Origin of the sequence: Photorhabdus aballayi, assembly GCF_026153155.1 — a bacterium.
GTDB classification, from domain to species: Bacteria; Pseudomonadota; Gammaproteobacteria; order Enterobacterales; family Enterobacteriaceae; genus Photorhabdus; species Photorhabdus luminescens.
The window spans coordinates 37,395-53,013 of record NZ_JAPFCD010000018.1; the positions used below are offsets into that span (position 1 = coordinate 37,395).

The 15,619-nt window shown below is 40.3% G+C and carries 13 protein-coding genes; 4 read left to right on the forward strand and 9 right to left on the reverse strand.

What is annotated here, in order from left to right:
- Nucleotides 1-93: 93 nt before the first annotated feature.
- The 3 genes from OO184_RS11570 (at nt 94) to OO184_RS11580 (ending at nt 1,744) form a co-directional block, all read left to right on the forward strand.
- The gene (locus OO184_RS11570; protein WP_265379319.1) at nt 94-294 is read left to right on the forward strand and encodes a hypothetical protein; all 201 of its coding nucleotides are present in this window, start codon (nt 94-96) and stop codon (nt 292-294) included.
- Entirely contained in the window at nt 287-442 is a 156-nt protein-coding gene (locus OO184_RS11575) for a hypothetical protein (protein ID WP_265379320.1), read from the forward strand. The genes OO184_RS11570 and OO184_RS11575 overlap by 8 nt, the downstream gene beginning before the upstream one ends.
- Before the next feature lie 123 nt (nt 443-565).
- Nucleotides 566-1,744 carry an alpha/beta hydrolase family protein gene (locus OO184_RS11580; protein ID WP_265379321.1) on the forward strand — a complete coding sequence of 393 codons (1,179 nt, stop codon included), beginning with the start codon at nt 566-568 and terminating at the stop codon, nt 1,742-1,744.
- A gap of 6 nt (nt 1,745-1,750) precedes the next feature.
- On the opposite strand, the gene OO184_RS11585 is transcribed toward OO184_RS11580, so the two are convergent.
- The 9 genes from OO184_RS11585 to OO184_RS11625 all read right to left on the reverse strand — a co-directional run bounded on the left by OO184_RS11585 (nt 1,751) and on the right by OO184_RS11625 (nt 13,738).
- The gene (locus tag OO184_RS11585) at nt 1,751-1,981 is read right to left on the reverse strand and encodes a phosphopantetheine-binding protein (RefSeq protein WP_265379322.1); all 231 of its coding nucleotides are present in this window, start codon (nt 1,979-1,981) and stop codon (nt 1,751-1,753) included.
- Nucleotides 1,982-2,015: 34 nt separating this feature from the next.
- Nucleotides 2,016-3,239 (reverse strand): ABC transporter permease, encoded by a 1,224-nt coding sequence (locus OO184_RS11590; RefSeq protein ID WP_265379323.1) that lies wholly within the window; start codon nt 3,237-3,239, stop codon nt 2,016-2,018.
- A 2-nt stretch (nt 3,240-3,241) separates the two neighbouring features.
- Complete coding sequence (locus tag OO184_RS11595; protein ID WP_265379324.1) at nt 3,242-3,907, reverse strand: ABC transporter ATP-binding protein; 666 nt, start codon at nt 3,905-3,907, stop codon at nt 3,242-3,244.
- Nucleotides 3,891-5,048, reverse strand: a complete 1,158-nt coding sequence (locus OO184_RS11600; protein WP_265379325.1) for an efflux RND transporter periplasmic adaptor subunit — start codon at nt 5,046-5,048, stop codon at nt 3,891-3,893. Before OO184_RS11600 ends, OO184_RS11595 begins: the two co-directional genes overlap by 17 nt.
- Before the next feature lie 24 nt (nt 5,049-5,072).
- Nucleotides 5,073-9,464, reverse strand: coding sequence for a condensation domain-containing protein (locus tag OO184_RS11605; protein WP_265379326.1), 4,392 nt, complete (start codon nt 9,462-9,464; stop codon nt 5,073-5,075).
- Nucleotides 9,465-9,639: 175 nt separating this feature from the next.
- A complete protein-coding gene (locus OO184_RS11610; protein WP_265379327.1) occupies nt 9,640-10,134 on the reverse strand; it encodes a hypothetical protein in 495 nt (164 codons plus the stop codon).
- A complete protein-coding gene (locus OO184_RS11615) occupies nt 10,131-11,141 on the reverse strand; it encodes a hypothetical protein (RefSeq protein WP_265379328.1) in 1,011 nt (336 codons plus the stop codon). Before OO184_RS11615 ends, OO184_RS11610 begins: the two co-directional genes overlap by 4 nt.
- Nucleotides 11,142-11,664: 523 nt before the next feature.
- Entirely contained in the window at nt 11,665-12,669 is a 1,005-nt protein-coding gene (locus tag OO184_RS11620) for a hypothetical protein (RefSeq protein WP_265379329.1), read from the reverse strand.
- Between the two features lie 4 nt (nt 12,670-12,673).
- Nucleotides 12,674-13,738, reverse strand: a complete 1,065-nt coding sequence (locus tag OO184_RS11625) for a radical SAM protein (protein ID WP_265379330.1) — start codon at nt 13,736-13,738, stop codon at nt 12,674-12,676.
- Nucleotides 13,739-13,991: 253 nt separating this feature from the next.
- On the opposite strand from OO184_RS11625, the gene OO184_RS11630 reads away from it, so the two are divergent.
- Entirely contained in the window at nt 13,992-15,611 is a 1,620-nt protein-coding gene (locus OO184_RS11630; RefSeq protein ID WP_265379331.1) for a (2,3-dihydroxybenzoyl)adenylate synthase, read from the forward strand.
- Nucleotides 15,612-15,619: the final 8 nt, after the last annotated feature.

The window sequence follows — 15,619 nt, forward strand, 5'->3', positions numbered from 1 at the left end:
TGGCTGCTATTGCGGTGAATATGTGGATATTTGCAATAGGGTTGAGTTGGTCGTTCACTCTGTTATATTGTAAATATGAAAAGAGAGGTTGTTATGGCAAAAATTGCTGATTATCCACAAATGAAAAATTGTGCTTGGTATTTGGCTGAGGATACTGAGCTAACTGATCGTGATGCGCTTGTATTTTATGAACGCAATTGGAAATATATCGAAGAAGATAAGCTTGAACCGAAAGAGCGTCAGTTGATTGAACGACTCATCCATGAACAGGGGCATGGTTTTTTGAATGTCTAATTTTCGTCTTAAGTATCATAATCGTGCTTTCCTTCAGGAAAAGGTTGATATCGTACTCCAATCTGTAAAAGAGGGTAATGGTGTTGAACATAGCGACGTAAAAGCGATTTTTGCGGCTCGAAGAAAACAGGTTAAGGCTCATAAGTGAACGTGATTTGGGCACCTCAGGCGCTTTGCGATAGCGAGGCAATATGGGAGTGACTGGTTTTTGTCTGGATTTTAGCTTTAGTACATACATCACGGTTGTGGCCGCCGGAAGTTGAGTAATTACATGCTTATTAAGAACTTAATTGCCACATTGGAAGGTGAAATACAGATATTAATAACCACATTGCTTAATGAGCAATGGGAAGCAGCCAGGGAATTAATGAATGAATCATTGCGTATGGCGGCTGATGATTTAGCTTTAACTGTATTGGCAGACAGTTTGTGTAACTCAGATATCGATATTATTTATCAGCAGCAAGGTGCTTGTCATCTGCGGCTAAATACGCTCAATGGAAAGCTCAATCTTTATATTGGGATTAAAGATCGGCAAATTGATTCTCTCACATTATCTCGATGTCCAATACCTGATGCGTATGCAAAACAGGGTATTTTTATCGAAAAAACGTTAAAGACGTTTGGTCTTAGAGATGCCCCGGATGGTTTGGTCTGTTTGCCATCGCCACATAATGTCAAAGCACTTGTATTATTGCTTGCGGGTTCTGGTCCGCATTCGATGGATTATGATGTTGGTCCTAATCCACTGTTTCGTATGTTGGCGCATGAATTAAGTCAATATGGCATTGCGAGTGTACGTTTTGACAAACGCTATTACCGTATCCGGCAGAGAAATATGGACCCTGAAGTTGTCGATCTCAATACGGAAATTGTTGACGATGCTTGTAATATTCTGACCGGTTTAATGGGACATATTGAATTACACGATGTGCCGGTATTTCTGGTTGGGCACAGTTTCGGCGGATATGTCAGCCCATTAATTGCAAAGAACTTACAGCAAAAATCGGGTTTAAATGTTACGGGCATTGCGATGTTGGCGGCGCCTTTCCGTAATTTACTCCGGGTGATTTTATCCCAATTACCCAGTGGGAAAGAGCAAGATACAGTATCTCTTGAGAGCTTTTTGTCAGTGCCGGATAGTTATCTCAAACAGATTGAGAATTATCATGCATTTGACTGCTTAAACAGCTTGCCTGCAATGCCGTTATTTTTTGCTCAGGGAGATCAGGATTTCCAGATTTTGCATCATGTTGATTTCACGATGTGGAAAACTGCACTGCAAAATAATAAGCAGGCAGAGTTCAAACTCTACACTGGATTGAATCATATTTTATTGCCCACAATGGGGTGCGATGGTGGAGAGGATTATCTGCACCCAGGTCAGTTCCCGGTGCAGGTAATTGCAGATTTGACTGCATGGATCATTCGCCATTCGTCAATGAAATAGACAGCGCTATTTGTCTTTTTCGAGCAGTTTGATCCAATCGTTGATTGTCGGCCAGCGGGCTAAATCCGCAAAGTTGGTTGGATACCCCGCATCATTTAGCCGATCAACTAGCATCAGCATTTTTATTGAATCGAAACCGATATCAAAAAGATTTTCATCCTCCGGTATTTCCTCTGCTTCTGGGTGAAGCGCTCTGATTTCTCGATGTAAAACTTCATAGATAAGCTGATTTTTCATTGTGTCTCCAAAAGGTGTTATGAAACAAAACAAACTACAATTCTCTGATACCTTCGATTGGCGCTGATGCGGCTGCGCGATGTGATGGATATACACCAAACACGACGATAATAAAGCAGGCTGCGAGGGAAGCGAGTAAAAAAGAATAGAAAGAGAAACCAACCGCAATATCAAATAGTAATAAAATTCTGAAACCGATAAATGAGAATAACAGTCCTAATAGTGTTCCCAATAATGAAATTAAAAATGCTTCGGTAAGAAACTGATAAAAAATATCGGAATAACTTGCTCCTACGGCAAGTCGTATACCAATCTCTCTTCTACGTTCTCTGACGCTGATGAGAATGGTATTCATGACACTGACGCCCGCAACAAAGAGGGTCACTGATGATATTGACAATAGGAAAAGGTTAATTTTTGACTGGGTTTCATGCAACGTTTTCAATAATTCCGTGGTATTACGTATCTCGTAGCTTTGTTGATGTTTAAACCGTGACAACCGTTGTTCAACAGCGTATTTAACCGGCTCAATATGAGAGGCGTCTTTGGCTTTCAACACCATGCCGCTAGGAGGCGTATGACCGAACAGCCGTACCAGATAGCTATTACTTGGCAAAAATGCGGCATCATCGACGCCGGCATCCATGCTTTCGCCTTTCTGTGTCAAGATACCAATAACTTGCATCGAGATATCATTGATCTTGATGTTCTGCTCAAATGCGGTTTCTTTTTGTGGAAAAAGTCGTTCGGCCAGAGAGGCTCCCAAAACAACGACATTTGCCAAAGCTGCATCTTCTTGTGGCGTGTAAAAACGTCCACGATCAATCACTAGATTACGGATAATCGCGATATCTGCATTGGCGCCAATCAATTGACCATCAGCAGAGCTTTGTGGGGAAACTATTGTTCCTGACGCAGTATAAAACAGGGTGCTGTGGCTGATATATGGATTACTTGAAAGTGACGTTATATCCTCTGGTGTCAGATAATTATCATGGGAATCAAAAGCGCCGTTTTCCTGTCTCTTATATTTTACTGAAATGATATTACTTCCCATTGAAGAGACCATCTTGACAATATGATGCTTGGTTTCTGTACCAATTGCTTGCATGATTACAATCGAAGCTACCCCGATGGCAATGCATAATAGCGTCAAGAAGACGCGTGTTTTATGGGCGGTAAGGGAGCGTACCGCCATCTTGAGGTTAAACAGGATGACGGTTGAATAAACATTGAATTTTAAGGTTATTTTACTCATGCTCATTGAGTCACCAGACAACCATTATCCAGATATAGTTTGCGTTTGGCATATTTGGCGACAGCTTGGTCATGTGTTACCAGGATAATACCGCATCCATTATGATGTAATTCAGTAAAAAGCTGCATGAGATTGGTCGCATTAGCGGTATCTAATGCGCCGGTGGGTTCATCGGCGATAATAAATTTGGGGTTGTTGATCAAGGCGCGAGCTACGGCAACCCGTTGCTGTTCCCCTCCTGAAAGATGGCGCGGGTATTTATCTAATAAATTGTTAAGCTGGAGGCGATCGATTAAGTAGTGGAAATGTTCTCTGTCATAATCGAAGTTTCTTTTTAAGTAATACATGGGCATTGAGATATTTTCATCAATGCGGTAGTTTTCAAGCAGATTATAATTCTGAAAAACAAAGCCAAAATATTTTCGCCGTAAAAGTGCCAATGAGTGAATCTTTTGCTGAGTCACCGTGAGATCGTTAATAAGATATTCACCCGCACTGGCGATATCCAAAAGCCCGATTATATTCAGTAAGGTACTTTTCCCTGAGCCAGAGCGACCAAGAATAGCAATGTAATCATTCTGGTCTATGGTTAAGCAAATATCTTTCAGGACCAGATGTTGTTTACCTTCATTGCCGTAGGTTTTGCAGATATTATTTAACGTTATCATTGTGACTACCCCCAAGATTATCTTGTTTGGAAAGGACAACGATCTGCTCATTATTCTGCAATCCATTGACAACGACTGAACGTCTTCCGTCGTTATGGCCGATCAGCAATTTTCTTACTACGATGTTTCCCTCTTTCATCTCACGCAAAAAATAGGTGGTTAGATCATCATTCAAAGGTTGATGCCGTTTATTATTCAGTATGTCACTGGGTATGGTTACTACTCCGGTGCTTTCGTGGGTCACAATAGTGACATCCGCACTCATACTGGGTTTGAGCAGGAAATTATTATTAGGGACATCAAATAGCACCGTATAATAAACGGCATTATTAATGAGATCGGGCTTATACATAATCTTCTTAACATTGCCGTGCCATATATGCTGATTTGCGCCATAGATCTTGAAGGAGGCTTTTTGCCCCGTCACGATTTGGTTAATATCTGCTTCGGAAACTTTTGCGTAAACAGTCATATTGTTGAGATCGGCAATTTGCATGAGAACCGGTGTCTGTTGATTGACATTCAGCGTTTGCCCTGGGTCAACATGGATTGCAGTTACTACGCCGGCAATAGGCGAATAGATTTGGGTATAACTGAGGCTGACTTCTTCACTATGCAAAATATGTTCATTCTGCCTGATGTCTGCCTTAAGGCTTTCAATTCTTGCCTGACTTTTCTTAACGCCGAAAGCGGCTTCATCCAGCAGTTGCTGACTGGTTGCGGAGCGCAGGTTAAGCTCTCTTTGGCGCTTTTCTGTGATGACCAGAAGTTGATAGGCGTATTGTTCTTCCTGCAACATGGCTCGCAATTTTTCTAACCGTGCGCGGCTGGCCTCAACTTTAGTACGATAAAAAGTATCATCAATGCTGGCGACCAGTTTACCTGCTTCGACGATATCCCCGACCTCAACATATAACTTAGTTAACTGGCCTGAAATTTGGCTACCAACATTGACCTGTCTGGTTGGTTGTATAACACCGGCAGCACTTACCGTAGTAATAATGTCACCTAACGTTCCGGTGACGGTTTGTTCTGTCATAACCGTAGATGTCTCTTTTTGGCTAAAGTTGTTATAAGCCACGGCAAGAAAAGCGATTATGACAATGGTGATAACCACCCATTTCTTTTTTTTAACCAGCACAATCAGCATCCATTTTACTATTTGTTATCGTTCCGTATCGCCAGACATCAGGTCATGCTGAGTGTTTAGGCAATCCAATAAATCAATCAAAAACAGCCCCATGTCGCTGATAATATCTTCAGAGAAAATATCATCATCGTAGAGCCATTCCAGCCCTATTCCGGTTGGCAAATTGATCAGCTCGAGCGCAATATCTCCTTTAGGTTTGAGCCCCTTGATTTTTTCCTTGATGCAACGGGTTTCACCAAGATATAAATCAGTTTCAAATCCTATTTGAGAAGAAAAATAGTAGGTAACTTCCGGCAATTGCATACCGTGGTGGTGGTGAAGATGTTGTTTTAAATAGGCCAGTGAGATATTGGAATGCTTATTCGCGTTTGCCAGAAAATCGCGGACATATCTGGATACGTTAATTAGCGAAGTTTCCGCCGTAACGTAGGGCAGCAGTAGTGTTGTTGCGAAGCTACCAACGCTGTCAAACGATATGGGAGGAATGCGGTTGGCACAAGGAATACCTACAATAATCTCATTTTTATTGAGTAATGAATTAATGGTCATCAGAAATGCGCCAATCACGATATGTTCCAGAGTCACCGCATGTTTTTTCTGCGTGTTGGATAGCTCGGCAATTAATTGAGGAGACAACGGCATTGAATAACGTCGGCCCCGGATTCTCTGATGGGCTTCTGATGTATCATTACGCTGCCCGGTAATCGAAAGTACATTGAACAATTTTTCTGTCCAAAAATTTAATGTTTCGTCTGACATGCGCTGATTGATGACATTAATGCCTGTTTCCGTAGCGGTTTCAATCTTTGGTACATTATCTGCGTAAGCGGAAGATAATTTTTGCAGCACATGAGCAATCGACATCCCATCACAAAATGCATGATGGAAATTTAATAAAAGGTAGTGCTCATGCTCTGCTATTTTTAATAACTTAAAATATACCGGTGGATTATCTTGTAATGCCATCGGCTTAAATGCCATATCATTTAAGATTCTGCGTAATGAAATCTCAATATTGATGCCGGTAGCATGAGTTAAATCGATATATTCGAAAGGCAGATTCTCTTCGCTAGCCGGTGAGAAGGTTAAAGAGAGTTGCCCATCTATTATAGTGACTCTTTGGCTGAGGGTAGGGAAATATTGCATGGTATACAGCAAAGCGTAACGTAATTTATTTAAATCAATCTCGCCGGACAGATGATAATATAGTGGGATATTATGAGCGCCTGATCGATTAGAGATAGTATCGATAATCCAATAATATTGGTCGTGTTGCTCTGTCAGGCAAGTGCTATTTTTATCGGTTAAAATCGGTATTTGCCCTTGTTGAATGATAGATTGTAATAAATAACCTAATCTAGGGGCATGATAAAAATCTTCCAGATGCAGAGAACAATTAAAGCGTTGCTGGATCTTATTAATTAACAATAACGCTTTCAGCGAAGTACCGCCTGCGTCAAAGAAATTAGTTTCTTCATCAATAACGTTATCGCTATCACCAAAAACTTCCCGCCATAGAGTAAAAAATATTTCTCGTTTTTCCCCGTTAATCTGCGAAATATTATCTTCTTTATTCAATTCTGACACTGGAACAGAATCATTAGATGACGCTAATTCAACAATAAAAGGCACCTGCAATTTTGGATAACATCCACGTAAGAATGAGACGATTTCGTGGCGTGTGATTGAGTAGGAACCATCAGGTATAAATATATTAATATATTGGTACCCAGTTTCATTCTCTTTTATCGTTAAATGAATGTCATCAATATTGATCGCCGTTGTCAGTAATTTTTGCATTTCATCCAGATCGACACGTTTCCCATCAATTTTACGCTCTTTATCCAGGCGACCAATGAAATTTAAATTTCCGTGGTTATCATAAAATCCACGGTCTCCGGTTAAATAATAGATTTTTCCGTCGTTCAATTGTAGGAATTTACGTGAAGTTGACTGATTATCGTTAATATATCCGGTACAGATAGAATCACCACGAATGCATATTTCTCCACTACTGCCATTAATGATCTTATCAGTTCCATATTCCCGAATAACGATAGTGGTATTTGCTAGCGCTTTGCCAATGATATTACCGGGTTGAAATTTATCATCTATTTTGTGACTGCTAGCCACAACGCAACATTCTGTTGGGCCGTAAGAGTTAATCAAAGAAATGCCACATCCTACTTTTTCCAACCAATGATGAATGGCTTTATCCATTGCCAGATCGCCACCAATAATTGTCATTCTAATCGAAGGGGCGAGTTCTTTAATAGCTGCATGTAGGAAAAAGACAATTTGATGCCAATAATTGGTAGGAAAATTAACTATAGTGACTGATTGTGCATGGCAAAATGAAAACAGTGTATTAAGTTCAACGATCATATGATCGTTGGCAATCGCCAATGTAGCTCCTTGATAAAAACAGCCAAACACCTCTTCAATATAAGCATCGAAAACCGGTGTGCTGAAATTGAGAATAACGTCATCTTGTTTAATACCATACTGCTCTGTCATCGCAGACAAATAGGCATAAAGCCCTTTGAACGTAATTGGTACTGCTTTTGGTACACCTGTAGTTCCTGATGTAAAAAAGATATAGGCTTCGTCCTCTTGAGTCGCGGGGCGTTTTATATCATTCCCCAGAAATATCTCGGAAGGGCGAGTCTCTATATCTTCAATAAAGAGAAGATGCGTATTATTAATAACGTTTATTTTTTCATGATAGCGACGGGCAGTAATTAATAAAGAAATATTCAGGCTATTTAATATATTATTAATTTCTTCTTGCCCAAATGTCATATTGATTGGGACAAAACATAATCCCGCAGTATGGATTGATAATATAGATAATAAGGAATCTACCCCTCTGGGTAATAATACAGCGACTCTTCGGTTTTGTAGCGGGCAGGATAATAGCAGTTGACTGAAAGTTAATAATTTGTGGTAAAGTTCACGGTAATTAAGGCAATGTACACTGCTTATTTCTGCTTGATTTCCATAAATAACTGATTTTTTATCCGGCGATATTTCGACGATCTTTGCTATTCTGGAAATAATGTTATCTTTGATCGGGTGATTAGCGATAATATTTTCTGGGCGCCATAGAATAGAAGTAATATTATCCATTGGTTTAATTTCTTTATATTTTTCCCAATAGATCTCGATCGTTTCATTAATATTTTCTGCAATAGTGCTATAAATACGTAAATAATCATCGAGCAGAGCATGAGCGGCAAAATGACTATACAGACGGCTCCCCACATCCAATTCCACTAACGCTGATTTTTCATCAGGAAAGAACCGGATGTTAATACCATAATTATTGACCGCGCCGGAAGTCATACAACCGCGAATAGCGCGATTATCTTTCATAAGATCATGTTCAAGCTCATGCAGCAAATTAACATACGGGGCGGCAGTGAATTGATCTGCTCGACTAATTGCTTCATCGTTTAAATCATTTATATCAATGCGGCTATGCTTGCTGTGTAAACTAATTTGCGACTGCATTGCTACGAGGATCTGTTTTATTGTTGCCTGCGGCGTTAAAGAAACCATAAGAGGTAGGGTGTTCATTGCCGGGCGATAATAACGGTATTCTCCTTTATCACGTCGATTAGAGAAAGGTAAATTGATGATACTTGTTGATAAACGACCTTGTTTGGTCATTTGCAGACATAAAGCCAGCATCATCATTAACTTATCATTAAAGGTAAAACTACCGTTGTTTGCGGTGAGCGGCCGGCTTACTTTCATTGCTTTTGAGGGAAATAGGCGTTTACGGGCATAATCCTCTAATTCGGGTAGTTGGCTGAGGTAATTATTCCAATACTCTTTGTTGTTGGCATAATGCGCGTTTGCTTTATATTTAACATCGTTAAGGTAAGCCTGATAGGTAAAAACAGGCGCTGCTGTTGGGTGTGTTTGTCGTTCATAGCAAGACAAAACATCGTGAATCAACTGACCTATGCCCCAATAATCTGTGGCGATATGGTGCGCGATGATTCCCCAAAAACAGCACCCAACATCATTAAAGTAAAGATAATGCCTTATCGTCACCCCTTTTTCAGGCGCTAGCGGTTGAGTTGTTCGCTTGGCAAAATCAGTTTTTGCCGCGAGTTCTACTGCTGGATCTGACAATTTTATTTGTATAACTTCGACCGGCGTAGATCCCTTTTCCTGAAAAATATTGTGTCCGGCAATACGGTAACGTAAGGAAAAACCATCATTGTATTGATGAATGGTGATAATGGCCTGCTTCAATCTTGCCAGGCTAATATTATCACTGAAGCTGACGAATTCACCGACATTAAAGACAGATTTATCGTCAGCAACAGTATTAGCAATAGCTAAGCGGAGCTGTGTATAATTCAACGGCCAATAATTGTCACTATATTCCATCATTTTGCGGCTCCACGCTGTCTGCCTATCCAAATAGGCTATTTTATTTGCCCTTCTTTGCCATAAAGAGCGAACCTAGGCAGTGCTCAAAATCCTCACGTACTACGTGTACGCTCCGGTTTTTCCGCGCTGTCCGTGTTCAAACTGTCTGCAACAATTACGCCTATTGGGATAGGCGCTATATTTTACCTTGCAACTCGCCCTTTATTTTTTCAAAAATAGATTCATCTATGCATAATCCAATATTACCTTCTGAGTTAAAGCAAATCAGAGGGTTTTTGCTTACGCGTAGAATGAAATATTTATTCTTTCCCTTGTGATAATATCCAGACGAATAATGGATAATATGTATACCATTACTGCGGCTAAAATCTTCCAGGGAAACGCCTTCTTCCCGGCGTAATGAGGAAATAACCCATTCGTGTGAATATACTCCGGACTTCATCAATAATTTTTCTTCCTTGACCACGGCTTTATTTGATAACAACTGATAGCCTACAAATAAGGCGATGATGACAAAGAGAGTCGTCGCGATACTTGCCGCCAGTTTATTGGGATTGCTGTTACTGAGCCAGTATGGTACAGGCAGAAAAACTAAAGCGATCAGGACGAGCATAGCGACATTCATTAATATGACTTTGAAGTCTGGATTTAATCCCACGATATTATTCATGCTGCTGCCATTCCTAAAGATAATTCGGTAAAGAGATGAATCACTTCTTTGCGTTCTTCACGTGTTGCGGGCAGATTGATATAACCACACTTTTGCGCCGCAAACAGGCAAGCGGTGATTTCCCTTCTGACAGCTTCTTTAACCAGTGAATCGACCATTTCCTGGTTGTTATAGAGCCTGGCAAGATGAAGAGAAGCCGTGCCGGTTGAAAGGTCGCTATGATCAAGTTTGGGTAAATAATTTACCATACATACCGTAACCGCTGTTTGTACCGCCAGGCTTAAGTAGGCTACTACGTTAACTGCCGCCGCCGCATTCACTGCCGCGACAACTCGGGTGCCGACAGCCACGTTGACCGCAGCGACGACATTGGCTCCTACCGCAAGGCGAGCAATCTCAATACTGGTGTCATCTTCATGGTTTAAGGGTTCCAGAATTTCCTTCAGTCGGATAAGAGGAGGACTGTTTGTATCTTGGAGCTGATAAGCGTCGATATTCTCTTTAAAATGTGCGAACAGGCTGGCATCTTGATTGAGATGGTGATTGATTCGGCTTCTCAGACTTGAGCCCCTTTCGTTTAGGCCATAAGTTTTTAGATGGGAAAAGAGCGCTTCATAGTCATTAGTTTTTACCGCATTCATTAAGTCTTTATCATAAGTGATGAATAGCAGTAATTCCTCTGCGGAGCCGGGGCTAACGATATCTTTGTCTATGCCAAATTCAGCTAGCACTTTTTCCGGTGATTCCCGGTATTCTAATGCTAGATTAGGCTGCTGTTGTAGGGTTTCCCAGAATCGGTTATAGGTGATGATCTCTTCCCAAACTTCAACCGGAAGTTTGGCGTTTGACATTGACAACCTGAGCTTATTTTCTTCAACCTCTCCGGGAGAGAGTAATGAACGTGGCACGCCAAAGAGGCGGTTGCTATCAGTGCGAGCATTAACGGTGGGTATAACACTGCCAATAGCTGCGCCGGCAGCCACGCCAATAAATGTACGTCTTTTCATAATTCGTTCCTTTATAAGTTAACGGAATTCTTTTTTTATTGAGCGTTATATAAGATAAGATGTAACCTTTCCTTATTAAGTTTCTTCATTGCTGAGATAATTTCGTGAATTAATTATCTAACTGATATTTCTTACCTGCGATATTCATTGTGAGTATATATTATGATTACCATAACAGGATTTGGCTATCATTCTTGATACTCAATGGAAAAACATAGAATAATTTATCCTCTATTAAATTAAAGGTTAGACGATACTAACTATTAGCTGGATAGTGACATTTTGCAATAGCTTAGTTGATTAAATTTATATTTTGAGCGTTTAGACTAAATATGTTTTGCGACAAAAGGCTCTTATTTAGAGTCCGATCACAAAATAGTAAGTAAAAATATTCCTAAAGAAGAATAAAGCCTTTCCTTGATTACCACCTCATTCAATAAAAATTTTCTAGGCGAAAAAGAGTTATTTTAGCGATATTCGTTAGTAATAACGTTAAAATATGGATTTGATCCTGTCGTATTTTTCATACTGTCATCGTTTTTAAAGACAATTCAGTCAGAAGCTGCATGACTTCTTTGCGCTCTTCACGGGTCGTTGGCAGATTAATATAACCACATTTTTGTGCGGCGAACAGACAAGCCGTGATTTCTCTCTGGATTGTTTCTTTGACCAGTGTATCTACCATTTCTTGGTTATTATAGATCCTGGCAAGGTGAATGGAGGCAGCATTGGCGGAAATATCATTGTCATTAATTTGAGGCTGATAATGCGCCACGCATTTTCCAGAGACGGAGACTGCTGTCAATATTAAGACATGAGCTATCACACTGGTTGTTGTTGATACATTGACTGAAGTGGAGGTATGAGCGGTAACTACGGCCGCTATGTTAATGGCGGCAACGACATTCGCTCCTACTGCAAGGTTGGTATCATCTCCACTGTTCAAAGGCGCTAAAATTTCTTTTAATCTGAGAAGAGGGGGAATATTTGACTCGTTGAACTTATCTGGTGCAATGTGTTCTTTGAAATGTGCAATCAGATTGGCATCTTGACTAAGGTAATGATTAATTCGATTTCTCAGGTTTGATTTTCTTCTGTTTAAACCGTAACTTTTTAGTCGGGAAAATAATTCCTCATAGTCGTTGGTTTTTACCGCATTCATTAGCTCCTTGTCATAAGTGATGAATAGCAGTAATTCCTCTGCGGAACCGGGGCTAACAATCTCTTTATCTATACCAAATTCATCCAGCACTTTTTCCGGTGATTCTCGATATTCTAATGCTAAAGCAGGTTGCTGTTTTATGGTTTCCCAAAATCGGTTGTAAGTAATGAGCTCTTCCCAAACTTCAATGGGGAGTTTGGCATTTGACATTGACAGCCTCAGCCTATTTTCTTCGACTCCTCCCGGAGAGAGTAGGGAACGCGGCACACCGAAGAGACGGTTACTGTCAGCGCGGGCGTTAACGGTGGGTATAATACTGCCAACGGCTACTCCCGCCGCTGCGCCAATAAATGTACGTCGTTTCATCAATTTATTCCTCAGTTAAGTTAACGGCATTTTTTTCTGCTGAGTAGTAGATGAGATCCAGTCTTTCTTTAGCATTAAATTTCTTCATCACAGGAATGATTTCTTTGTGATAATTATCTAACAGATTGCGGCGTGTTCCTTCGTCTTTATGCAAATGAGCACAGGCTTGGCAGGGGTGAACGATTTTTTCCAGATTAATGTTGCTATCCAACGGGCGATATTTTTTTAGGATCTTATACGGCCCTTCTGTTCTTAACCATACTTTCATAAAGTCTTCTTCCTGACCTTTAAAAAGTTGAGATACATCGCCTCCTTGCAAACGGCCAAGTTTCATTTCAGGGATATGCTCTAACGTCAGCCCACAGCAAGCGGAAATTTCACCATGTGGTGTCAATACAATATTTTCGAAGACCTGATCGCATCCTTTTGCCAGTTGCTGATCCCGGTTTGGAACATCTTTCCGTTCTTCGCTGGTGTCATAAAACGGCATCCAGGTATTTCGTTGTAAATTAATCTTGTTTTGTTCTTTCAGGCGTTTAATGACCGGGTTCTGGGTGATTTGCGTTGCAATGGCGGAATCAGCGGTATCCTGCTCTACGGTAATCAGGGTTGTAATGTTTTGTTCGGCCAATGCTTCTGCTGCTGTAACTACGCTGTCAAGGGGAATCCATTCACTGTGATCTTTTCCTGTGCTGATGTTCATTTCTGTGATGCCGGCATCTATTAAATCTTGGGCGATTTTTTGCGCCTTTTCTCTATTTTTTCCCCAATAACCGTTAGTCACGCAACGAGTCAATAAGCCGTGATTTGAGGCAAAGCGAATAGCTTCAATCAGATCTTTACCTAGCAGGAAACATTCACCGCCACTGAAAACCACGAGCTTTAAACCGGGAAAATTAGCTTTTGAGTGTGCGATAAATTGTTTAATTTCATCCAGGCTTAAACGCGCTTTTACCGAGGGGTTGCATTCAAAACAACACTCTTTGCAAGCTGCATTGCAAGTATATGTTGTGATAACGGTGGCAGTATTCGGATATTGTTCCCAATACCCAGGAGGAAAGCATGACATAATTTACCCCTGTTGGATTAAAGGTTATACGTTACTAACTATTAGCAGTATGATTTTATTTTGCAATATATTTAGATAATTAAATTTGTATTTTGAGCGCTTGCGCTAAGTATGTCTTGTTACGAAATGCATTTATTTAGAAGCGGCTCACAAAATAAAGTTCGAAATATTTCTGGTTGAGGATAAAGTAAATATGCATAAACAGTAATCGACTATTGTTAACACATTGAATATTATTGTAAGGAATAAAATCATGTCTATTGAATTTACACCTTGGCCGGCTGAGTTAGCAGAACGTTATCGTGAAAAGGGTTATTGGCTTGGTAAGCCCTTAACTGACATACTTTATAAACAATGTCAGATACAACCTGAAGCAATTGCGATTATTTGCGGTGATCGTAAATTTAGTTATCATCAACTTGATCAACAATCTTCTGCATTAGCGACAAATTTAACGTTAGCGGGAATAAAAAGAGGTGATACTGCCATTGTACAATTGCCAAATATAGCTGAATTTTATATTACATTTTTTGCGCTACTGAAAATGGGTGTAGTACCTATTAATGCATTGTTTAGCCATAATAAATTAGAGTTACTTGCTTATGCACAGCAAATTGATCCAAGTCTGGTTGTACTTTCGTCAGAGCATCCACTTTTGCAGAATGATGATTTCCTGGAACAATTAAAAATAGATTGTCCACGGCTAAGAAATATCGTCGTTGATGGTCGCAAAATACAATATACCAATGAATTAAAACCGTGGTTAGAGTCAACAAATTTACCTTTGAATTTTGAAGTGACATGTTCAGATGAGGTCGCTTTTTTTCAACTTTCAGGTGGGAGTACAGGAACACCTAAATTAATTCCAAGAACGCATGACGATTACTATTATAGCGTAAGACGCAGTGCTGAAATTTGTGAGCTGACACAACAAACCCGTTATCTTTGTGCTTTACCTGCGCAACATAATTATCCGTTGAGTTCTCCGGGGGCGCTTGGCGTGTTTCATGCTGGCGGTTGTCTCATATTAGCAACAGATCCTGGGCCTACGACTTGCTTTCCACTCATACGTGAACATCAAGTCACAATGACTGCACTGGTGCCATCGGCTGTTGCATTATGGATTCAGGCGATTCGGAAATACGAATATTCACTGGAAAGCCTTCGGCTATTACAAGTCGGTGGAGCAAAGTTAAGTGAAAGTGTGGCGCGAGTGATACCGAAACTTTTTTCGTGTAAGTTGCAACAAATTTTTGGTATGGCTGAAGGGTTGGTGTGTTATACCCGGCTTAATGACGATGATGAACGTATATTTACCACTCAGGGGCGTCCAATGAGTGAAGATGATGAGGTGCGTATTGTTGATGATAACGGCAATATACAAGCGCCAGGTTCGGCGGGTATGTTAATCGTTCGTGGGCCATATACATTTCGGGGATATTATAAAAGTCCAGAGCATAATTCGAAGGTATTCGACAAAGAAGGTTTTTATTATTGCGGTGATGTGGCCTATATGACGAAAGAGGGGGATATATGTATAGTCGGACGTGAGAAAGATCAAATTAATCGCGGTGGTGAAAAAATTGCTCCGGAAGAAATTGAATCTTTGTTGCTCAAACATGAAAGTGTTATCCATAGCGCTTTAGTTTCGATGCCTGATCCTTTAATGGGAGAAAAAAGCTGTGCTTTTGTTGTGCTGGCTGATCCGAATATAAACGCATTGCAATTGCGGAAATATTTAAGAGGTCTAGGAATCGCGGAATATAAATTACCTGATCGTTTCGAATTTATTGATGTTATGCCTGTTACACCGGTTGGAAAGATTAATAAACGATTATTAAGACAAATCATTCGAGATAAATTGGAAAATTAATTAATCAC